This is a genomic window from Humiphilus diazotrophicus, assembly GCF_059726315.1.
This window is the reverse complement of record NZ_AP040870.1, coordinates 858,995-880,803: the sequence shown is the minus strand read 5'-3', so window position 1 is coordinate 880,803 and position 21,809 is coordinate 858,995. Positions and strand designations below refer to the sequence as shown.

The window sequence follows — 21,809 nt, the reverse complement described above, 5'->3', positions numbered from 1 at the left end:
ATACAGAAATACTGCAGAAGCAACCTTGCCCAGGAGCCATTTCGGGATTGTTGCGTTACTCTCGAAGTATGCTTCAACTGCCGCAACTCTATCCGATTCTTGACGATGCCTTTCTTCCGGTAGAGAGCCGCGAATCCTGCCTTCGAAGTCTAGCTTCGAGTCTTCTCAATGCAGGGATAACCTTGCTTCAATATCGGAATAAGAAGGGAAGCGATCGTCAGCAATTGGACGATGCTCGTCTATTGCGCGAGATACTGCCCAAAGGGCGAGTGAAGCTCATCTTGAATGACCGTGCCGATTTGGCTGTGCTCGCTGATTTCGATGGGGTTCACGTTGGTCAGACAGATCTTTCGCCGGAATCGGCTCGTCGCGTGGTTGGAGTGAACAAGATTGTGGGTGTGTCTACCCATAATAGGGAACAGTTGCAGCAGGCGATTGTCTCGGTTGCTGATTATGTAGCCATCGGTCCGGTCTTCGAAACTACTTCAAAGCTGAATCCCGATCCGGTAGTTGGCCTCGAGGGGGTTCGGATGGCTCGATCTTTAACTTCAAAGCCCTTGGTAGCCATCGGTGGAATCGGTTTGGAGAAGGCAATGTCCGTTCTCGAAGCAGGGGCAGATTCGGTTGCGGTGATCTCGGCAATCTTTGCGAGTTCAAATCCCGCGAAAAAGATAGAAGAGTTTCTTTATTTCGGGATTTCAGGTAGAACAATCAACAAGTGACGATATCTTCTCAGACTTCCAACGGTAGCGTTGTTTCCTCTGAAAGTTCTCAACTCGTCCGCGGCCTTGGTCTGTTTAGCTCCACCACTATCGTGATGGGGTCCATGGTCGGATCCGGAATCTTTATAGTTGCTGCGGACATTGCCCGGGGCGTTGACTCCCCGGCACTCTTTGTCGGGGCCTGGCTCATTACAGCCCTCATGACGACCATCGGCGCGCTTAGCTATGGTGAGCTGGCGGCGATGATGCCTCAGGCCGGTGGTCAATATGTCTATCTTCGCGAAGCGTTTGGTCCGCTGCTTGGATTCCTCTATGGATGGACCCTCTTTCTTGTCATCCAGGCAGGAACTATCGCTGCGGTTGCGGTAGCATTCGCCAAGTTCCTGGGGGTCTTTTTCCCCGCGATCTCTTCGAACCGCTGGATATGGCATATCGGACATGTTCCCGCATGGCATGTGGGCTCCATGGTTTTGGGAAACATGGAGATTGGTCTGAATACCGCCAATCTGGTTGCTATTCTGATCATCCTTTTCCTGGCTGTCCTGAACATTTTTGGAGTGAAGACAGGAGCCTTAGTTCAGAACATCTTTACGACAGCAAAGATGGCTGCTTTATTTGGCCTGATCCTGATAGGCTTTGCTTTTGGCCGTAACCCTGCTGCAATTGCAGCTAATTTTGGTCAAGGCTGGCATGCCTTCTGGCATAATGCCTCACTGTCCATCTTGCATCCCATCACCCTCGGGACCGGTGGGCCTACCGTTCTAGTAAGCATCTTCTCGATTCTGGCTGTGGTTCAAGTTGGTTCGCTTTTTTCGGCGGATGCCTGGAACAACATTACCTTCACTGCTGGTGAAGTAAAGAATCCGAAGCGTAATTTGCCACTCTCTTTGGTTCTCGGCACGGGAATGGTTCTTGCTGTCTACATCTTGGCCAACTTTGTTTACCTGTGTGCCTTGCCTCTGCATGGGGATCCGAATGGTGCGACGGCCTTTGCGCGGGGAATCCAATATGCCTCGGAAGACCGTGTGGCTACGGCAGTTCTGGCTCAGATCTTTCAGAGCAAAGGCGCCTATCTGATGGCCCTGGCAATTCTAATTTCCACCTTTGGCTGCGCGAATGGACTGAGTCTGGCCGGTGCGCGTGTCTATTATGCAATGAGCCAGAACGGTTTGTTTTTCAAGGCTGCCGGTCGGCTTCACCCAAAATACCGGACCCCGGTAGTTGCCTTGCTCGTTCAGGGGGTGTGGACCAGCCTGCTGTGCCTCTCCGGCTCTTATGGCCAGCTGCTCGATTACACTATCTTTGCGCAGTTGTTGTTCTACATCGTTACGATAACCAGCCTTTTTGTACTACGCCGTAAACGTCCGGAAGCAGAGCGCCCTTACCGTGCCATTGGATATCCCGTCCTTCCTCTGGTCTATATCTGCATGGCTGCCTGGGTAAGCATCGTACTGCTGCGCTATAAGCCGCAATACACCTGGCCGGGCCTCATCATCGTCCTACTCGGAGTTCCGGTTTATTTCGTCTGGAACCTTAGAACAAAGCAATCCCGAAAAACTTCTTAAGGAGACTGTCCATAAAGATGTCAAATCTGCTGGCGACGAAGCCTCTCAAGATGCTGATTGCCGAGGCCCAAGCAGAAGGGGGAGAGCACCAGCTAAAACGTGCTCTCGGAGCTTTATCGCTCACCTCTCTTGGTATTGGTGCTGTGATCGGTGCAGGAATCTTTGTTCTCTCCGGATTAGGTGCACATTACGCGGGTCCGGGGCTCATGCTTTCCTTTGTCCTCTCCGGACTGGGGTGCGCCTTTGCCGGTCTTTGCTATGCGGAATTCGCAGCAATGATTCCGCTCGCCGGTTCGGCCTACACGTATGCCTACGCAACGCTGGGGGAACTTTTTGCCTGGATCATCGGATGGGATTTAACGCTGGAATACGCCATGGGAGCTTCGACAGTCTCCTCCGGGTGGTCCAATCACTTTGTCGAGTTTCTGGAGATCTTTCATATCAGGCTACCGCTCTGGCTCTCCTATGATCATTGGACGGGCCTGCGAAGTGCAACTGATACAGTGGCGCGAGAGATACTCACCGCCAGCCGTCCAGATCTTACTCCCGGTTCTTCTTCTTTCCTCGAAGCACTTAAATTTCTCAAAGATCATCCCACTGCCGAACTAATCTCTCGTTCCCACACTCTGCTAGGTGCTCCGCATATTTTCGGCGTGGAGATTGGGGTGAACCTTCCGGCATTCATTATTGCTCTCCTGATCACGGTGATTCTGGTCGTTGGCATTAAAGAGAGTGCCAAGTTCAACGCCGGAATCGTGATTCTCAAGGTCGGAGTTGTCTTCTTTGTTCTGGCCCTTGGCTTCCATTATGTAAATACAGCCAACTGGGGACATAGCTGGTCTGCTTTCGCGCCGCAGGGATTTTCTGGAATTGGAACTGCTGCCGGATACATCTTCTTCTCGTATATCGGATTTGACGCAGTGTCCACTACCGCCCAGGAGGCAAGGAACCCTCAACGCGATCTGCCGATCGGCATCATTGCTTCGCTCCTCATCTGTACTCTGCTTTACATCGGCGTAGCAGCGGTACTGACCGGTATGGTGCCATGGCATCAGGTAAACATCGAAGCTCCAATTGCCCGGGCTTTCCTGGATCGCAATCTGGGGTGGGCTGCCGACATCATCACCGTTGGTGCTCTGGCCGGATTAACTAGCGTGATGTTGGTTATGCTTCTTGGGCAATCACGTGTGCTCTATGCAATGGCGGTCGATGGATTACTGCCGAAGAAGTTCTTCGCTGCTGTCCATCCTAAGTTCCGTACTCCCTGGAAGAGCACAATTCTTGCGGGCTTGCTCGCGGCTGTAGTGGGAAGTACTACTCCAATTGACGATATCGGCAAGATGGTGAACATCGGAACTTTGCTTGCCTTCATCATCGTCTGTATAGCCGTTACCATCTTGCGTTATACCAATCCGGAGCAGGGGCGCCCCTTCCGCACTCCCGGTATCTATTTCAATGGACTGCTTCCGATCGTGCCGATACTTGGTATCGCATTCAATGGCTACATGATGTACAAGCTTGGTTGGGTCAATTGGGTTCGTTTGATCGTGTGGTTGCTAATAGGATTGGTCGTTTACTTCACCTATTCCATTAAGCACAGCAAGGTTCAGCGGCTTGTTTCAGAGTCCGTTGAGCAGCAGGTCAAGATCTAGAGCAAAACCAGCGTAGGTGTATCCCGAGCCACAACTCCCTACGCAGGTTTTCCGTCGAGAAAACCTGCACATCGCGGAATTTGGGTAGGACATAGTAACGCTGGTTTTGCTCTAACTTGCAGGGTAAGCCTCAAAACAGAAAGGCCGTCCGTAAAGGGCGGCCTTTCTGTTGGGCTACAAGAATTGCTTTAGTGAACTTCTACGAGAGAGGGTTTTTCTTGTGCCGAGCCATACCGGTTCTGCACGTACTCGTCGAGGATCTTTTTGAAGTCGCTGACAATCGTATCGCCACGGAGCGTCGTCATCAGACGGCCATCGACGAAAACCGGAGCCTTCGGCTCTTCGAAGGTACCGGGAAGCGAAATTCCGATATTCGCATGCTTGGATTCGCCAGGACCGTTAACCACGCAGCCCATCACCGCGAGTTTCAGCTCTTCGACACCGGGATACTGCTGGCGCCACACCGGCATGGAGTCGCGGAGATAGTTCTGGATCTGCTGCGCAAGCTCCTGGAAGAAGGTACTGGTCGTGCGTCCGCATCCGGGGCAGGCCGTAACCTGCGGAGTGAAGCTGCGAATCGAGAGCGATTGCAGAATCTGCTGTGCACAGTGAACCTCTTCGGTGCGATCTCCATTGGGCTTCGGTGTGAGCGAAGCGCGGATCGTGTCTCCAATACCCTGCAATAGCAACGGAGCAAGGCCTGCAGTGGAGGCCACAATGCCTTTCATGCTCATTCCTGCTTCAGTCAGGCCCAGATGGAGCGGATAATCGCAACGCGCTGCCAGCGAGGTGTAGACATCAATCAGATCACGTACTCCCGAAACCTTAGCCGACAGAATGATCTGATTGTGGCGCAGACCATACTTCTCAGCTAGTTCGGCGGAGTGGAGAGCGCTCGTGATCATGGCTTCCATCATGATTTCGCGTGCCGGTAACGGATGCTCTCGTTTTGAATTCTCGTCCATCATCTTCGTGAGAAGTGACTGGTCGAGCGATCCCCAGTTAACACCAATGCGGACCGGCTTATTATTTGATACCGCGCATTCGATCATTGTCCGGAAATTGTCGTCATCCTTGCGGCCAATGGAGACGTTACCGGGATTAATGCGGTACTTGGAGAGTGCCTGCGCACAGGCGGGATACTTCTTGAGCAGGAGGTGCCCGTTATAGTGAAAGTCTCCAACAATCGGAACATTGACGCCGAGCTTGGCTAAGCCTTCGACAATATGAGGAACAGCCTGAGCTGCTTCATCATTGTTGACTGTGACACGAACAATCTCCGAGCCCGCAGCGGCCAAGGCTGCAACTTGTTGAATCGTAGACTGCGCGTCAGCGGTGTCGGTGTTCGTCATCGACTGAACGACTACGGGGAAATCCGAGCCGACTCGTACTTGACCGATCTGGACGGTAACAGTCTTCCTACGTTGAATTTCTGGCATGGCTACCTCATATACAGTTTACAAGGCCAGAGAAGCAAGGGGTAGGGCTCTTGGAAGTCTATGAAATTAAAGGGAATAGGGGATCATAACAAGGTTCGAGCAGATCTGAGGCTGATTCGCCCGACGACCGAAAGCCTGGAGCGCGCTCGAAAGCATGCTCCAGACCTCCGGAATACTTAATGTCCTAAAAGTACAGCTTGGTTCCTAATTGGATGTTTCTCGGGTTATGCGTGTCGGTGACTTGTCCGAAAGTCGTGTCGGAGATGCTCATATCGACCGTACTCGGGTTGGTATGGTTGAAGGCATTAAAGAATTCACCACGTATCTGCAGGCTGTAACGTTCGCCAATCTTGATGTTCTTGATAGCTCCAATGTCCCAGTTGTGCTGACCGGGGCCGAGTACACTTCCTACCTTGGCCGAACCGAAATGGCCAACTGCCGTAGCGAAGGAAGCCGGATCAAACCATTGCGTCGTGGATTTTTTCAGCCTCGTTGGTGCTACCTGGTCGGCCATGACCTGAACGGAGGTGTTGAGCTGTCCCATTCCCAGGCCACCTGGATAGGTATTTGCAGCGCTACCGGCGATGCAGGCTCCGGCGTCATCGGTAGTGCAGGCAAAAGGATCGATGGCTTGAACAGCGGAAGCGGAAAAGCCCGATCGTATCGTGGTGATGCCCGAGACCTCCCAGCCTCCTAGCAGATGTCCACGGAGGCCTCGTTGCTCCTTAAAGAAGGGAAGATCGTAGACGTAGTTCACAATGAAAATTTGCGGTTCGTTGTATGTCGTCGGTCCATAGCTGGCCCGCAGATCATAAGTGTTATTGTTCGCGGTATCACGATCCGACACACTGTTGCTGAGTACCTTTGACCAGGTGTAAGCCGCATTGATCGTGAGGTTATTGGTTACATGATGATTCAGAGAGAGCTGCAAGGAGTTGTAATTGCTGATGTAGGTGCTGAGCCGGTCCTTGATGCGTGCATAACCCAGGTAAGGTCTGACTGCGTTCACGTTTGCGGTGGGATTCGCTGCACGAACTCCCAGGGTTGGTTGGTTTAGATCGATCTCTCCTAGCAGGTGTCGCCCCATAGAGCCCACATAGGCGACCTCGAAAAAGGTTCCTTTGTTCAGCTGTTGTTGTATCGAGAGGTTATAGCTTTGGTATGAGGGAACTTTTAATTTCGTTGTTCCGGTCATTTCCAGTGCGTTGGGCCCGAGAGACGTTGTTAGCGTTCCACTCAGCGGCTTGTCGAAAGTGGCATTCTGGATCGTGGTAGATTGCACCAACGGCGGATTGGTAAAGGCGTTCTGCTCCCACATTCCGTTGAGTGTGCGGTCGTAGAAGATACCGTAACCGCCACGGATCACCAAGCGTCCGTCTCCGCGAGGATCGAAGGCGAAACCAAATCGAGGAGCAATGTTGCTATTCGAGTTTGGATTGACCCGCTCGCCATAAGGTGAACAGGCAACCTGTGTGCTGATGGCTTTCGCTTGTGTGCAGGCTGAACCGCTGGGGAAGATGACTCCATTGGCGTAGGTGGCAGGAACCATGTTTTGGCCTTGGACGAAGTCGCCCGTGACGGGGTCGATAAGTGGTGCAGCATTCGCTCTATAGAGTGCCGGATCGAAGTTGCTAAGAGTGTTCGCCGTATCAGTTGGGCCGGGGAAGTAACTGTAGCGGACACCAAGATTAAGCGTCAGCCTGCGGGCAATCTTCCAGTCATCTTGCATGTACCCTTCGAAGTTTGTGTACTTGAGATCCGGTATGATGTCGCGATTGGACTGGCTGTAAACCGCAACATTACCGAGCAGGAAATCGGACCAGCTATTAAAGCTGAAGCTGGCAGCGCCGTTCGACGCGTTTTCTGACTTCAGCATCCATTGGACAGTAGCTCCTGCTCGTATGGTGTGCTTATTTAGCGTCCACGAGAAGTTGTCGAAGAGATTTCTGTCCAGGTTCTGTTCATGGTAAGGAGCCGATCCTTGGGAGACACCCGTATAACCGACAATGCTTACACTTGGCAGGCGATTGTACGGATCCGTATAGGCCCAATTATTTGTCAGCTGCTTGATAAGCGAGGAATCGGCGGCCGGTCCGCTAAGGCTTGAGATGATATTGCCTTCAGAGTAGGCGAATTCCAGCTCGTTGACCATGCGTGGGGAAATCAGCCAGGTAAGATTCCCGACTGCATTGGTTCCGGGTACTTGCAGCGCAACATTTACGACTCCGGGAAAGTTATCTGCACCCCAAAGACCGGTGGGTCGATTCGAAGGCAGAGAGTCGTGCATGTAACGGGCATAGAATTTCCATTTCGAGGAGATGTTGTAATCGGCACGCACGATGTCCTGCCGAAAGTTATCCAGTGCTGAATACGTTGAGATATAGCGGGAGTTGGAGTTTCCGGCGAATTTGCTGAAGATATTATTCAGATACACCTTTGCATTCGTGCTGAAGCAATTCGGATTGATCTGTGTTGTTTTTGTGTCGGCATTGTAGCTACTGCAGCCTGCAGGGGCACCCGATATAGGACCGGAAATTGTTCCATTCATCATTGCTGGAGTAGCCGCTGCAAGAGAAAGCGTCGACGGTGAAGAGACCTTACGCCACTCCTCCGACCAGAAGAAGAACATCTTTTTGCGATTGCTATTGAAGATCTTGGGAATGTAGAGGGGACCTCCTAAAGTGAATCCGAAGTTGTTGTACCGCTGGATGCCGCGAGGATCCCCATGCTGGTTACCGAAATATGTATTTGCGTTGAGGATGTCGTTACGAACAAATTCGTAAAGATCGCCATGGAAGGCATCGGTGCCTGATTTGGTAGCCACCAAAACTTGTCCGCCTGCGCTGCGTCCGAAGGAGGCATCGTACATGCTTCGCTGCAGCGTGAACTCCTGAATGGCATCGACACTGGGAATATTCAGAAGAGTGCTATTCGAACCGCTGTCATTGATGTCAGCCCCATCGACAGTCCAGTTATTTGCGGTTCCACGAACGCCATTTACAGCCATGTCCGTGGTACTGTTGAGGCCATATCCGGCAACGTCTCCCAGATTGCTTGCCACCCCCGGCTGTAGGGTGACGAGTTGTTGGAAGTTCCGGTTGTTTAGCTCCAGCTCTCGCACCTGCTGCCCGGTAATCGTGGAAGACTGAGCGGCACTTTCCGTTTGTAGTGCTACCTGATTGGCTTCTACTAACACATTCTCCGACACGGAGCCGGGAAGTAGTGTGACATCCAAGCTCAGTTTCTGAGCCACATGTACCGTTACATTATCAGCCGTATAGGATTTAAATCCGGACGCCTTAAATGTAACCCGGTAGGTGGATGGAGCAAGGTTTGTGGCTACAAAGCTTCCATTGCTGTCGGTAATGACCGTTCGTTCATCGGAATTAGTGTCTAGACGATGAAAGATCACCGTGGTGCCTGGAATAACTGCTTTTTCTTGATCGGAAACAGTGCCACTGATCGTAACCTGTAGCTCCTGCGCAAATCCTGACAGATGACAGCAATATAGTATCGCCAGGAATAACCCACCAAATAATGACTTACTAGTTACTAGCCTCACGACTGCACCTCCACAAGAAATGGGTCTTGATCCGGCCGTAGGAAAGGCCTTTGAGTCATACATCAGAAGGTCTCCCGGAGCATTCAGGTTCTGCTGTAGTTCATCCAAGAACCATGAAGCGCGACCACGCCATAACGGAATGGCCACACGGTCACTCGCTGTCCTATCTACACTGAAACCTAAATTGCTCTGGAGAACGGCGCTCTACGACTCGGCCTGTTCCATGTGCCTACAATCGGAAAAGAAATACATATGGCGGACCGGTTAGAAAAGATGACGAGATCATCCGTACTGCACAGCCTGTGCCTACGGTCCAAGGGGTATGTGCTCAATTTGGTATTGATTGTTTAGATATAAAACGATCAATAATATACGTGACTTTAGGGCTAATTTGCGTTCAAGTCAAGCACAAATGATTACTATTTACTAAATGGCGCGATGTGCATGTGATCCGCTTGCCATCTGTAGAGGTGGGATAATGTTGGCTTTGAAGAGTAGCTATATTTTTGTTGAAACTATTCCACATATGAATTATTGGCTTCAGAGACGCATGGGCTGCGAAATCTTTCCGCCTTTGAGAAGACTCTTCGAGTTGATCCTGAGAGGCTATAAAGTAGAAAGAGCAATCCGTTCTGTTCAAGGCTATTCAAAGCTGTGCCGAGCAGAGGAGAGAAAGGTAAAGAACCAGGCGTGCCAATTGATGAGTATATCCGGTGGACTGAAACCACCGCAGTTTATCCAAAGGATCGCGAACAGGAATATCTTCGTTTGGGGCTTCTGAGTGAAGTCGGCGAAGTTGCAGGCGTTTTGAAACGCCGCGTGCGGGATGGTGAGGTGTCGCCGGAAAAGTTGCTTGCAGAAGCTGGAGATCTGTTGTGGTACCTGGCGAGACTGCATCGTGATAAAGAGATCTGGTCTCAGGCTGCGCAGGTGGAAGACAAGCAGTCAGCCGATGCTATTGCCGACATTGACACGCTCGTAGAGATCGCATTGCTGTCCGGTGGTCCGGTGCATACCGTGGCGCATTATCTGCGATTTTTGCGCAAGCACAATTTCACGCTGGAGGAGGTTATTGCCTCCAATACCGCCAAACTGGAAGGGCGTAAGCAGCGCAATACGATTCACGGCGCAGGAGACGAGCGCTAAAACAATTCCGGCATCAGGGTTTACGCCCTGATGCCGAATGGAATATAAACTTCCAGATCTGATTCGCATTCCCCTTGCAACGTTAGCTAATGGTTTCCATCACGTGTTCAGGGGCGCGGTCAATCGCCTTCTGGATAAGACTTGTTGTACTGAAGCCTTCGACAATAGGCACAATCTTCGTACGTCCTCCCCAGGATTTGACCTCTTTGGCTCCAACAATTGTTTCTTCCCGATAGTCGCCTCCTTTGACCAGGACATTCGGTCGGATGGCATTGACTAGTTCGAGTGGAGTTGGTTCATCGAAGATAACCACAGCATCCACCACGGAAAGTGCGGCAAGAATGCTGGCTCTTTCCTTCTCCCCGACGATTGGTCTGGTGGGACCTTTCAGACGGCGGACAGAGGCATCGCTGTTGATTCCGACGATAAGACGGTCGCCTTCCATGCGTGCCTGATTCAGAAGGGTGATGTGTCCGATATGCAGCAGGTCATAGCATCCGTTGGTAAAGACGATCTTTTCCCCTGAAGCTCTCCATGAGGCAACACGATTCAATAGCCGGTCCAGCTTGAGAACCTTCTCCGGAGCATGAAGGGCAATTTCAGGAGAGAGCGCGGAAATCAATTCTTCTCTATAGATCGGAACCGTACCAACTTTGCCTACCACAATTCCAGCAGCCCGATTGGCGAGCTGTATCGCTGTATGAATGTGGAGTCCGCTTGCAAGAGAGAGCGCCAGCGTTGCTACCACGGTATCTCCCGCACCGGAGACGTCATATACCTGGCGGACAACTGCTGGTGAGCGGTAATCGGAATCCTTCGACAGAACCGCAATACCCTTTTCACTCATTGTGATCGTCAGATAATCCAGCTCCCACTCGGAGAGCTTGGATTGGGCGGCAGTAAACATGCCGTCCAGATCTTTGTTTGAGACGCCGGTTGCCCAGGAGAGTTCTGTCAGGTTGGGGCAGATGGTTGTTGCGCCTCGATACTGAAGGAAGTTCTTCGCCTTCGGATCGACGATGACGGGAATATTCAAATTTCGAGCAAGTCCGATTACTTCGCGGCAAACGGCCTCCGTGAGAACGCCCTTCGCGTAATCGGAAAGCACGACTACATGGCTCTTTGGAGCTTCCTCTCGAAAGGTTTTTAGCAGTGCATCGTAACCGCATGAAGGTGGGAGGTGTGCCTCTTCCGTATCGAGACGGAGTATCTGCTGATTTCCACTAAGGATTCGAAGCTTGGAGATTGTCGGAATGCTTGCAGATGTTACCAGGCGCGGTTCGATGCCCGCTTCTTTCAAAAGCTGCTCTAGTCTTTGCTGGTCGGAATCTTGTCCGGTAATGCTTGCGAGCGTGACGTGTGCTCCCAACCCGGCCAGGTTCATTGCAACGTTTGCGGCGCCACCAGGCCGTTGTGTTTGGCTGGTCTCTCGGACAATTGGAACAGGTGCTTCAGGCGATATGCGTTCAACTTCGCCCCAGACGTATTTGTCGAGCATTACATCGCCGACAACCAGTACGCGAAGCTGCTGCCACTTCTCCTCGATGACCTTGACCGCACCATGCAAATCGTCTATCAAAAGGTGCTCCTCTCCAACTCAGTTCCTTGGTGTTTGCAAATGGAAGATTCAACCCAGTCACATAACATGTGTCCGAACAAGATGTGTCCCTCTTGAATTCGGGCTGTATCTTCGGAGGCAATGCGAATACTCAATTCGGACATGTCCTCCATCTTGCCGCCCTTTGCCCCGGTGAATGCTACGGTTGTAGCTCCTAGATTGGCTGCGGACTCCATGGCTAAGCAGACATTTTTGCTGTTACCCGAGGTTGAGATTCCGACAAAGACATCTCCGGAATTGCACAGTGCCTCGACCTGGCGTCGAAAGACATGTTCGTATCCGTAATCGTTGCCGACTGACGTTAGGATCGAAGTATCAGTTGTGAGAGCAATGGAGGCTAAGCCCTTTCGCTCTCTCCTGAAGCGGCCGACCAACTCGGCTGCAAGATGCTGGGAATCTGCTGCACTTCCTCCGTTGCCGCACCAAAGGACTTTCTTGCCCGCAAGGATGGCGTCAGTCATGCACTGAGCAATCTCCTCGAACGCTTCAGCTTGCTCATTGAGCGCCTGAATAACAGAGAGATGCTCGGCTATGGCGCTGAAGAAGATGGTGGAAGTCAGGGAAGAGTAAGACATTCGATCTCCAGAACACCGCAATCTATGCGGGGCCTATATGAACTCCTAAAGTCCTCGGAATCGAGATAAGCAATTGGATAATAGGTCGTTAGTGCCGGCAGTGGTCCGGATTTTCTGTATACAACGGGTTGCCGTTTTCTGATTGGGAACTCGTTCCTATTTCCGGAATTCTTTTCGAGGGGAAGGGAAAGTGCTCAGCCGCTGCCTAAATTATGTGATTTGAAGGGTTTTCGGCTTTATCGAGTGATCCCGTACAATACAGAAAACTCTCAGCTGTTTAAGGAATTGGTTTGCCAGAGATGAAGGGTGATCGGCCGCGCTTTCCCCAGGTGGATTTTGTGTTTCTTGATCGTGATGGGGTCATTAATCGGAAAGCCGTTGAAGGCGAGTATGTCAGCAATTGGTCCCAGTTTGTAATTCTTCCCGGGGTCGAGGAGGCAATTCAGACCCTGAAACGCTCTGGGAAGAAGGTCGTGGTTGTGACCAACCAGAGGGGAATCGCTTTAGGCCGGTACACAGAAGAGGATTTGATCGGGATGCACCGTTTGCTCCAGGAGCATCTGGAAAAGCAGGGTGCTCGGATTGACGCCTTTTACTTCTGCCCTCATGATCGCAATGTATGTGAGTGTCGTAAACCGGGGATTGGACTCCTAAAGCAGGCGTTTCAGGATTTTCCCGGCTATCGTCCGGAAAACAGCATCCTGATCGGCGACTCACTCTCCGATATTCAAGCGGCACAGAAAATGGGAATCAAGAGCATCTTCATCCAGGGGGAGCCGGATCGACAGAAGCCCGGCATAGAGAAGGCTGCCGAGCTTGCCGATGCAGTTTGTCATTCTCTGGTAGAAGCCGTGTCCCTGATTGACTAGATGCTTTAGAGCAAAACCAGCGTTACTGTGTCCTCCAAATTCAGCGATGTGCAGGTTTTCTTGACGAAAAACCTGCGTAGGGAGTTGTGTCTCGGAATACACCTACGCTGGTTTTGCTCTAGTCGGCGCGGAGAGTTCGCATCGGTTCGATGGATGCAGCTCTTCGTGCCGGCCAATAGGCAGCGAACAATACAACCGATAGCAGCAGCAAAGGGATGAGTAACAACGTAAACGGATCGAAGCTGCTGACGTGATACAGGCTGGTAGCAAGGAATCTCCCGGTGAATATCGAGAGAAGGAGCCCTATTCCACATCCCAACAATCCCAAAACTCCTCCCTTTCGCAAAACCAGAAAATAGATATTCTTTCGATCCGCACCCATGGCCATCCGAATACCGAATTCAGCCTTTCGTTCCGCAACCAGATAAGAGACCACGCCAAAGAGCCCTATCCCTGCCAGCAAGAGTGCCAGGCCTGCAAAGCCGCATAGCAGGATCATCGTAAAGCGGCGTTGTGCCAACGATTCTGTTACCAAAGTTGCGAGCGTGGTCGTGTTATAAAGCGGTAGATCTTTATCGAGAGACCATACTCGCCTTTGCACTTCGGAGAAAAGTGACAGGTTGGGTTGCTGACTTCTCAAAATGATTGCGGTTCTGCCACTGGCTCCGCTCTCTATCTGAAACATGTCTTGATAGATCATCGGACGAGGATCTGCATCCAGCGCCGAGACATGCACGTCCTCGGCTACTCCGACGATAGTGAATAGTCCACGGTCGCCCCAATTCAGCCGTTCTCCAATAGGACTCTTCCCTGGGAAGTACTTGCGTGCCATGGCCTCGTTAATGATGGCCACAGGTATGGAATCGGGACGATCCTGTTCATTGAAGTCTCTGCCCTTCAACAGCGTGATTCCCATTGCGTGAAAGTAATTGGGACTCACAAGCGAGTTCTCTGCCATATGGAAATCATCTGCTCCCGAGTGTTCGAGTCGGAACCCTATCTGACGCGCGTCGCTAAGTGGCAGATGACTAGCCAGCGCTGCGGAGGAAACTCCAGGAATCTTTGAAAATTGATCGAGCAGAGTTTTCTGTACCGCCCGGCGATTTGCCGGATCGGGGTATCGGGCATGGTCGAAGATGGTTCGCACAACGAAGCCGCCGTTGGGGTCAAATCCAAATGGCGAATTGACGATCTGCAGAAAACTGCGGATCAGCAGTCCTCCCGTGACCAGCAGAATCAGTGCCACAGCGATCTCAGCCATAACCAGAGAGTTTTGCAGCCGTTGGCCTTTGCCTTTTGTTCCGACTGGAATGCGTTCTTTCAGGCAAGACTGTGGCTCAGCATGAGAGAGTCGCCATGCCGGAACAAAACCAAAGACGATGCTGGTGAAGATCGAAAGAGCTAAAGTGCAGAGCAGAATAATCGGATGCAGGCTTGCTTCATGCAATCCGGGAATGCTCGAAGGTCCAAAGTGCTTAAGCCCCATCAGAAGTCCAAAGGCTAACGCGATTCCTGCCGCGGTGCCAAGCAGGGAGAGTACGAGGCTCTCCACCAGGCACTGGCGTAAAAGCCGGATCCTTTGTGCTCCGATTGCACCACGTATCGCCATTTCATGACTGCGATGTGTAGCACGGGCTAGCAATAGATTGGCTACATTTGCGCAAGCAATAAGTAGTACGCATATGACTGCCGCTGTCAGCAGCAGCACCAGTGTTCTGGCCTTTCTTGTAGTGAAAGACGAAAAGGCATACATCTTTGGCAGGATCCGGGTGTTTCCAGCATAGGCATCCGGATACTGCTGCATAAAGGTATTGGCAATATGCTCGATATCGAGTTGCGCCTGATCGCGGGAGACTCCGGGCTTTAGACGGCCTATTACACCGACGCCAAATTCCATCGTCCGGTTTTCCGGCTTCATTCGGTAGGCTTGAAAGGACTCCGGAACCCAGAGGTCGGCCATCTCCGAGAAAGGGGCACCGTCAAAAGGAAAGCGAAACGATGCGGGCATAATACCGACGACCGTATAGGGCTTTTCGTCGAGCCGTATCGTCTTTCCGATGATTGCAGGATCGGAGCTGTATTGATGCTGCCAAAGAGCGTGAGAGAGCAGGACTACTTTATCCTTACCTAGTTGCTCTTCTTCCTTCGTAAAAGTGCGGCCTTGTTCCGGAGCTACGCCAAGCAGTGAAAAAATTGAAGAAGAGACACTGGCAGCATTAACTCGTAGTGGCTTTCCTATGCCGGTGAGATTGAAGCCGCCATTCTCATAAGCCGCGATCTGTGAGAAAGAGCGGTTGCGGTCCCTATAGTCGAGGTATTCTGCAGCAGAAACACCAAAACCATCCGCATCGCTCTGCATGTGAAGTATCGTCTCCGTAACTACTACTAACTGGTCTGGTTGGCGATAGGGAACAGGATGCAACAGAACTTTGTCTATAACGCTGAAAATCGCTGAGTTTGCTCCTATTCCCAGGGCGAGAGTCAGGACAGCGGTGATAGTAAAACCTGGTGATTTCTTCAGCTGTCGGACGGCAAAACGAATATCTGCCCATAGACTCTCGAGCGTAGGCCATTGCCACGTCTCTCGACCGCGCTCTTCGATCAAAGCGATATTCCCGAAGGATCTGCGAGCCATTTGCTCCGCATCTTTAGGCGTCATCCCTTTTGCAATGAGTTCTTCAGTCTTCATCGCGAGATGTTGCCGTACCTCGTCGTGAAGATCGTTGTACATCTGTCGACGGGAGAGAAATTGCCGGAGCCAGTTCATCGAGGTTCTCCAGGAGGATCTTGATTGTGAAAATGCTTCCTCAAAAATGAAAGGGAAATACCAGGAGCCAGACTGCAGCACCGTCTTCTTGGTCTTGCTTGAATAGCTATTTGTACTTCAGAGGACTTCGAACTTTCTGCTTTATGCTTTGGCGGGGTCCAGTACGAGTGAAATCCCTTTCAACATCTGCTCGAAGGCTGAGACTTCCTTCTCCAGATGCTTTATGCCCGCAGGTGTGATTTTGTAGGTACGGACACGGCGATTCGCCGGAGAGATTTGCCACTCCGCTTTCACTAACCCATCCTTCAACATTCTCTGCAGCGCCGGATAAAGAGAGCCTTCCTCCACTTGAAGAAGCTCTTGCGAACGTTGCTTCAAGTGTTGAACCAGTGCATATCCGTGCATGGGTTGCCACTTGAGGGTTTGGAGAACCATCATCTCCAAAGCTCCTGGAAAGAGGTCGCGTTGAGTCGATTTTTTGATTGCCATCATAAGGGCATTCTCGAACAACCCTAGAGTAAAATAGTGAAGTAGAAAGGTCAATGCATAATTGAGAATGCATCCTCGCAGATGTGAGACGGTTGAATCCCTCTAGAGGGGCGTGAGGATAACAAACTTCAGATCCTCGTGGGCTGAAGGCTTCATCGTGATCTGTTCGTAGACCAGATGCCCTTGTCTAGGGTGCCGAAATTCCCGCTTCCCGCCTTCGCGTTCGAAGACATCCTGTGATCCCCAGAACTGCCGAAATTCATTACTGCGTTTCAGCAGATCTTCAAGAAGCAATTTGGTTGGGCCTTCTTTGAGGTGCTTGCTGGAATCGGAGCGGAATTCGGCGACAACACGGCGAGCACGCTTCTCCCAATCCACTACAAGACGACGGGATGCGGCAGAAAGAAAGATGTAGCGGAGAAGATTGTGATCACTCTCGGGTTCAAGCCAGTCGATGAAAAGAAGCTTCGCGGCTCGATTCCAGGCGATTGCATTCCATTGCCGGTCAAGCACGTAAGTGGGATTTTTGAGTGCGTGCAGAATGGACGACAGCGCTGTAGGAATTTCTGTTTCCGGCGGAGTACTTATTTCCGGATCATGAAGGTTGGCGAGTTCAAAGAGGTAAGCACGTTCAGCCCGTGAGAGTCGAAGTGCAACGGCGATACGAGCCAGTGATTCTGGCGAGGCTGATACTGGACGCCCCTGCTCAATCCATGTGTACCAGGTAGAACTTACTCCACATAGCTGTGCCACTTCCTCGCGACGAAGTCCCGGTGTCCTCCGTCTGGTTCCCGAGGGGAATCCTATCTCTTGTGGCGATAGCCTCTCCCGGTGCGCACGAAGAAAATCACCGAGGGAAGTGCCTTGTGCTGCGCGAACAGGAGTAACTTCAGCTCTATTTCTAGCTCTCATCCTGGAAGCAATCATACTAGGATAATCTCTTATCTTGTACCAGGATTCTCTTCAGGTTAAGGTAACCCATAAAGGAGTGAGAGGTACAGATGAAGCAGGAATCGCTCGTTTCAAACACCTTTGGATCGGCTGCAGGCGCTTATTTAACCAGTTCAGTCCATGCTTCAGGCAAGGACTTACAGCGGCTTAGGGAACTTGTTGGTCGAGAGCCTGCAGGAATTGTTCTAGATATTGGCTGTGGAGCAGGACATGCCAGCTATGCTGTTTCGCCGGTAGCCCGAGAGGTAATCGCCTACGATCTTACTCCGGAGATGCTTGCGACTGTCGCAAAGGCAGCTGCTGAACGGGATCTCTCCAATATCAAGCCAATTCAGGGCGCTGCGGGATCGCTGCCGTTTGAGGACATGTATTTCGACTGGATCATTAGTCGTTTCAGTGCTCATCATTGGCAGAGTCTTCCGCAATGTCTTCGCGAAGTCGTCCGGGTATTGAAAAAGACCGGGCAAGTTCTCTTTATCGATGTTGCAGGGAACGACGTGCCACTGTTTGACACACATCTGCAAAGCGTCGAGCTTTTGCGCGATGGCTCACACATCCGGGATTACTCTGAAAGCGAGTGGGATAGATATTTCCTAGAAGCTGGACTGTCGCCGGAGATCATCGAGAAGTGGCGTATCTCTATTGAGTTCAGTTCATGGGTTAAGCGTATTCAGACCCCGGAAAATCGTGTGCAGGCCATTCGGACGCTTTGGCAGGAAGCACCCCAGGAAGTAAGAACGTATTTTGCAGTTCGTCCAGACTTTTCGTTCGAGATGGATGCTCTGATGATACGGGCAACTCGCGCTTGAGCTTTGTATCCTGTCGGTATGTTCCCTCCTCCCGGGGTGGGCAGAGGGAACATATCCGTGCAAGTCATGGCAATTTGGTGGCCGTAACTTCCAACTGCATCACCCGCTTGGAAGAAAGATCATCGGAAGAGAAAATGACAGTAGGTTTGCCGAGAGCTAGCAAAACATGAGAAGACATTCTCCTGTTGCTGACAATTGGTGGTCGATTTTGCTGTTGTGCGGGAGCTGTACTAAGCGAGCTAATGTCACTGACAATATTGACATTCAGAGAATTGCCGACCAGTGTTGCCTCGCTGCAATCGATCTTGATGCCATAGTCCATGTACTGATATTCAGGATTTGCAACAGACCCGGTGACTATAGGAATTCTGTCATTGGTGCGCATTGAGGAGATGTCCTTGTTTTTTGTGGTGATCTCCATTGTATAATTACGGCTATTGATCACTTTCCCTTCTTCAAGCTCCAAGACACGAAACTTCAGCTGAAAATGATGCAGTGCCTCTCCTGAGGTTTCTGATCGTGCTGTTGTGGGCGGAGCCGATTCCTGAGTGCTGGCTCTCAGACTGGAACCAGACAAAAGCAAAATCAATCCAAACAGTAAAAGTTTCCGCATGCTTATCTCTCCTATCGAATAGAACTTTGGTTTGAAATCTCAATTGGCTCGATTTTCAGCCGGGCAATAGAAATGGGTTCTGAGGCAGACTTCTGGAACTCCACAATCCGAAGCAATTCTTCCTTAGGCAGTTGGTCGACTGCCTGTAGCAGCACTTCCTCCTCCCTACTCAACGGAGATGGGGTAGGGAAGATACTCTGCTTAGGGAACTGCTCGGTCTGCTTCCTTGAAGATGCTCGAATACGGCGGTTTTCTGGAACTGCCGCTGATACTCGAAGTGTTTGTACTGGTGAAAGTGATTTGACCGGTGGCAGCGTAACGGCAATCTTCGGTGAAACAACCGGAGGCTTTCTCAATTCAGTTTGGGGGAGAACAAATAATAGAAGTAAGGCAACAGTAGCAACAGGCATCGGAATAGCCCACCACCAAAACCGATGTTTCTTTGGCAGGATTGCTGTTTGATCCAGTGAATACAATATCTTGTCTGCCAGTCCTTCAGGTGGTTCTCCTTCATAGCTCTCAAGAGCTTCGTCCAGTAATTGATCAATGAGGTTGTCGTTACTGTGCATAGTGTTTCTCCGCTACGGCTGTGAGCTTCTGCTTCAATATCTGGCGCGCACGCATAATCCTGGTTCTCACGGTGCCTTCGGCTATTTCCAAGATCGAAGCGATTTCCCTCGAATTAAGTTCATGCAATGCAGAGAGAGCTAAGGGTTGACGAAGTTCTTCCGGTAGAGCATCGATCATCTTCTGAATGTGCTGTTGCCAATCTGCACTTGCCATATTCACTTCAGGGGAGGATTCCAGCGAGGGAACTTCCATTTCCAGCTCTTCAGTCCGTTTGGCGGGAATTGCATCCAAAGCCATCCGCCATATCATTCGTGACAGGAATGCCTGCTCGTTCTGTATCGTCTTCCATGCCCCGGTGCGATAAAGCTTCAGAAAGGCCTCCTGCACTACGTCCTCAGCATCGTGAGAGTTTCTCAGCAGGGCGTAAGCAACACGAAAAGCAAAGCGCGATTGCCTACGGACCAATGCTTCGAATTGCGAATCGCCATCTTTTCTCAATGCAAATGTCTTTCTGCTTGAACCTTCGCTTTGTGTGGCACTCACCCGGCAAGACGGCGGCAGCGTAAGAAGTGTTCGGTTTTCTTTGCTGCTAAAACTATCTCTTTTTCTTGATTGACATTGCCCCATCGAAAGGCTTATGAAATGGTCTGACCTCTCAAGAAGGAATTGCCAGGGAGCACTTCGTCTTGAACGAGAGCAATTCCGCAGAAAATCGGTAATTTTCTAAGCAGAAGAGTCGTAAGAAAAGGCAAAAGGCGTCGAACAAGCAGGAATGGTGAGAAGAAGTTGGTCTAACAACCAACGCCAGATGTACTGCTATGTGGTTCTGGTGCCATAAGGACGGAAAATGAAGAAGACTGTATTTCATTCTTTGGGGGACTCTCCCCGATTTGCTTTATCGATGGCGGCAGCTTTGCTGCTAATTCCTTCGTTTGCTGCCGCGCAGCATGCGACATGCAATGTTCGCACCTATGGAGCGAAGGGTGATGGTTCCACGAAAGACACCAAAGCCATTCAGGCTGCGATTGATGATTGTGCGAAGAAGGGCGGAGGAACGGTGCTCCTGAGCGGTGGCTCTTTTCTAAGTGGGCCAATTGTTCTCAAGAGCAATATCGCTCTGGAAATCAGAAAAGATTCCAAGCTGCTTGGTTCTACAGATCGTGCTGATTATCCGGAGGTTCAGCAGTTTCGTCGTAAATCCAGACAGTCTCTGATCAGCGCACAAAATGCCGAGAATCTCTCCATTATCGGTGGTGGAGTGATTGATGGGCAGGGCGAGACCTGGTGGCAGCTTGCTCGCGAAGGGCGCGACAAGCATATTTTCGAAGGAGATATTCCTCGTCCGCGCGGGATCGTATTCGATCATTGCAAACACATCGTTCTGAAGGACTTTACTCTTCAAAACTCGGGTTACTGGCAGCTTGTACCTTACTATTCGGACGACATTACGATCAGTCACCTGCGTATCACAGCTCCTGAGCACGCGCCGAATACAGACGCGATGGATCCGTTCTCCTCTTCGAATGTTCGGATCGACCATGTTTTTGCGGACACGGGGGATGACAATATCGCTATCAAGTCAGGACAGCCTGGTTCCGAAGGTGGCGATGAAGCCAGCCGAAATATCGTGATTACCGATTGCGTTTTTGTTCATGGACACGGTCTCTCAATCGGCAGCGAGATTGCCGGAGGCGTGCAAAACGTTCGTGCAGAAAGAATTAGCTTCAAGGATACGGACAACGGTATTCGCGTGAAATCGAATCGCGATCGCGGAAACGATATCGGGAACTTCCACTTCAGCGATATCAAGATGGAGGGCGTCAAGACGCCAATTCTGATCAGCGAATATTATCCACGTATCCCGGAGGGAGACGATCCAGCGCAGCCGGTGACCCGGTTGACTCCCCGCTTCCACGACATCACGATTGAGAACCTGCAAGCTGTTGGAAGCCAGTCTGGCGGCATTGTCATCGGTCTTCCTGAGTCTCCGGTAAAGAATGTCGTCCTGAAGAATGTTGAGATTAACGCTGTCACGGGCATGACAATCAGCGATGCCCAGGTTTCGGGAGAGAACGTGAAAATTCATCCGAAGTCCGGCGATCCAATCTTGACCAAGGCGAATGCTCAGGTTTCTATCAAGTAGCTTTCTGTTACAGAAAAAATAAGTGAGCACCTTTAGGGCAGCTACGTATAGTAACCCCGTAGCCGCCCTAAAGCCCCTTCCTCGCAGCTTCCCACCCTGCAGTATCCCCTCAAGATGTATTGCATTTTTCCTGATCTCGGCTAGAGCAAAACCAGCGTAGGTGTATCCCGAGCCACAACTCCCTACGCAGGTTTTCCGTCGAGAAAACCTGCACATCGTGGAATTTGGGTAGGACATAGTAACGCTGGTTTTGCTCTAAGTTGTAGAAAGAGTGGCTATCTGGCCGTATTACGGGGCCTGCGTCCGGCGAGAGAAGAGC

17 protein-coding genes are annotated in these 21,809 nt (G+C 51.1%); 7 read left to right on the top strand and 10 right to left on the bottom strand.

The genetic code is table 11. The features are described from left to right. The first annotated feature begins 50 nt into the window (after positions 1-50). The 3 genes from thiE to AC6I7T_RS05170 are packed head-to-tail and all read left to right on the top strand — an operon-like array spanning position 51 to position 3,939. Entirely contained in the window at positions 51-722 is a 672-nt protein-coding gene (thiE, locus tag AC6I7T_RS05180) for a thiamine phosphate synthase (protein WP_497792257.1), read from the top strand. Continuing rightward, positions 719-2,287, top strand: coding sequence for an APC family permease (locus AC6I7T_RS05175; protein ID WP_497792256.1), 1,569 nt, complete (start codon positions 719-721; stop codon positions 2,285-2,287). The genes thiE and AC6I7T_RS05175 overlap by 4 nt, the downstream gene beginning before the upstream one ends. 17 nt (positions 2,288-2,304) lie before the next feature. Then, complete coding sequence (locus tag AC6I7T_RS05170) at positions 2,305-3,939, top strand: amino acid permease (RefSeq protein WP_497792255.1); 1,635 nt, start codon at positions 2,305-2,307, stop codon at positions 3,937-3,939. 188 nt (positions 3,940-4,127) lie between these two features. Here the strand turns inward: AC6I7T_RS05170 and ispG are convergent, their stop codons facing one another. Both ispG and AC6I7T_RS05160 read right to left on the bottom strand, forming a co-directional pair. After that, entirely contained in the window at positions 4,128-5,378 is a 1,251-nt protein-coding gene (gene ispG, locus AC6I7T_RS05165) for a flavodoxin-dependent (E)-4-hydroxy-3-methylbut-2-enyl-diphosphate synthase (RefSeq protein WP_497792254.1), read from the bottom strand. A 184-nt stretch (positions 5,379-5,562) separates the two neighbouring features. Next, a complete protein-coding gene (locus AC6I7T_RS05160; protein ID WP_497792253.1) occupies positions 5,563-8,940 on the bottom strand; it encodes an outer membrane beta-barrel protein in 3,378 nt (1,125 codons plus the stop codon). A 690-nt stretch (positions 8,941-9,630) separates the two neighbouring features. On the opposite strand from AC6I7T_RS05160, the gene AC6I7T_RS05155 reads away from it, so the two are divergent. Beyond that, complete coding sequence (locus AC6I7T_RS05155) at positions 9,631-10,086, top strand: nucleoside triphosphate pyrophosphohydrolase family protein (RefSeq protein WP_497792252.1); 456 nt, start codon at positions 9,631-9,633, stop codon at positions 10,084-10,086. Between the two features lie 82 nt (positions 10,087-10,168). On the opposite strand, the gene hldE is transcribed toward AC6I7T_RS05155, so the two are convergent. Then, positions 10,169-11,665 carry a bifunctional D-glycero-beta-D-manno-heptose-7-phosphate kinase/D-glycero-beta-D-manno-heptose 1-phosphate adenylyltransferase HldE gene (hldE, locus tag AC6I7T_RS05150; RefSeq protein WP_497792251.1) on the bottom strand — a complete coding sequence of 499 codons (1,497 nt, stop codon included), beginning with the start codon at positions 11,663-11,665 and terminating at the stop codon, positions 10,169-10,171. Continuing rightward, entirely contained in the window at positions 11,662-12,279 is a 618-nt protein-coding gene (locus tag AC6I7T_RS05145; RefSeq protein ID WP_497792250.1) for a D-sedoheptulose-7-phosphate isomerase, read from the bottom strand. The genes hldE and AC6I7T_RS05145 overlap by 4 nt, the downstream gene beginning before the upstream one ends. Before the next feature lie 299 nt (positions 12,280-12,578). Here AC6I7T_RS05145 and AC6I7T_RS05140 point away from each other — a divergent pair, with 299 nt between their 5' ends. After that, positions 12,579-13,148: a D-glycero-alpha-D-manno-heptose-1,7-bisphosphate 7-phosphatase gene (locus AC6I7T_RS05140; RefSeq protein ID WP_497792249.1), complete on the top strand. Its 570-nt coding sequence runs from the start codon at positions 12,579-12,581 to the stop codon at positions 13,146-13,148. Between the two features lie 118 nt (positions 13,149-13,266). Here the strand turns inward: AC6I7T_RS05140 and AC6I7T_RS05135 are convergent, their stop codons facing one another. The 3 genes from AC6I7T_RS05135 to AC6I7T_RS05125 all read right to left on the bottom strand — a co-directional run bounded on the left by AC6I7T_RS05135 (position 13,267) and on the right by AC6I7T_RS05125 (position 17,331). Continuing rightward, the gene (locus tag AC6I7T_RS05135; RefSeq protein ID WP_497792248.1) at positions 13,267-15,915 is read right to left on the bottom strand and encodes an ABC transporter permease; all 2,649 of its coding nucleotides are present in this window, start codon (positions 15,913-15,915) and stop codon (positions 13,267-13,269) included. Between the two features lie 141 nt (positions 15,916-16,056). Continuing rightward, positions 16,057-16,407 (bottom strand): PadR family transcriptional regulator, encoded by a 351-nt coding sequence (locus AC6I7T_RS05130; RefSeq protein WP_497792247.1) that lies wholly within the window; start codon positions 16,405-16,407, stop codon positions 16,057-16,059. Positions 16,408-16,506: 99 nt separating this feature from the next. Then, on the bottom strand, positions 16,507-17,331 hold the full coding sequence (locus AC6I7T_RS05125; RefSeq protein ID WP_497792246.1) for a helix-turn-helix transcriptional regulator: 825 nt from the start codon (positions 17,329-17,331) through the stop codon (positions 16,507-16,509). A gap of 74 nt (positions 17,332-17,405) precedes the next feature. Here AC6I7T_RS05125 and AC6I7T_RS05120 point away from each other — a divergent pair, with 74 nt between their 5' ends. Then, positions 17,406-18,164 carry a class I SAM-dependent methyltransferase gene (locus tag AC6I7T_RS05120; RefSeq protein ID WP_497792245.1) on the top strand — a complete coding sequence of 253 codons (759 nt, stop codon included), beginning with the start codon at positions 17,406-17,408 and terminating at the stop codon, positions 18,162-18,164. Between the two features lie 64 nt (positions 18,165-18,228). Here AC6I7T_RS05120 and AC6I7T_RS05115 read toward each other — a convergent pair whose 3' ends face one another. From AC6I7T_RS05115 to AC6I7T_RS05105, 3 genes are read right to left on the bottom strand one after another with little or no spacing between them, the layout of a single operon-like run. Then, a complete protein-coding gene (locus tag AC6I7T_RS05115; protein WP_497792244.1) occupies positions 18,229-18,777 on the bottom strand; it encodes a hypothetical protein in 549 nt (182 codons plus the stop codon). Between the two features lie 11 nt (positions 18,778-18,788). Then, positions 18,789-19,346: a hypothetical protein gene (locus AC6I7T_RS05110; RefSeq protein ID WP_497792243.1), complete on the bottom strand. Its 558-nt coding sequence runs from the start codon at positions 19,344-19,346 to the stop codon at positions 18,789-18,791. Further along, positions 19,336-19,845 carry an RNA polymerase sigma factor gene (locus AC6I7T_RS05105; RefSeq protein WP_497792242.1) on the bottom strand — a complete coding sequence of 170 codons (510 nt, stop codon included), beginning with the start codon at positions 19,843-19,845 and terminating at the stop codon, positions 19,336-19,338. The genes AC6I7T_RS05110 and AC6I7T_RS05105 overlap by 11 nt, the downstream gene beginning before the upstream one ends. A gap of 349 nt (positions 19,846-20,194) precedes the next feature. Between AC6I7T_RS05105 and AC6I7T_RS05100 the strand changes: the two genes are divergently transcribed. Next, entirely contained in the window at positions 20,195-21,490 is a 1,296-nt protein-coding gene (locus tag AC6I7T_RS05100; RefSeq protein ID WP_497792241.1) for a glycoside hydrolase family 28 protein, read from the top strand. Positions 21,491-21,809: the final 319 nt, after the last annotated feature.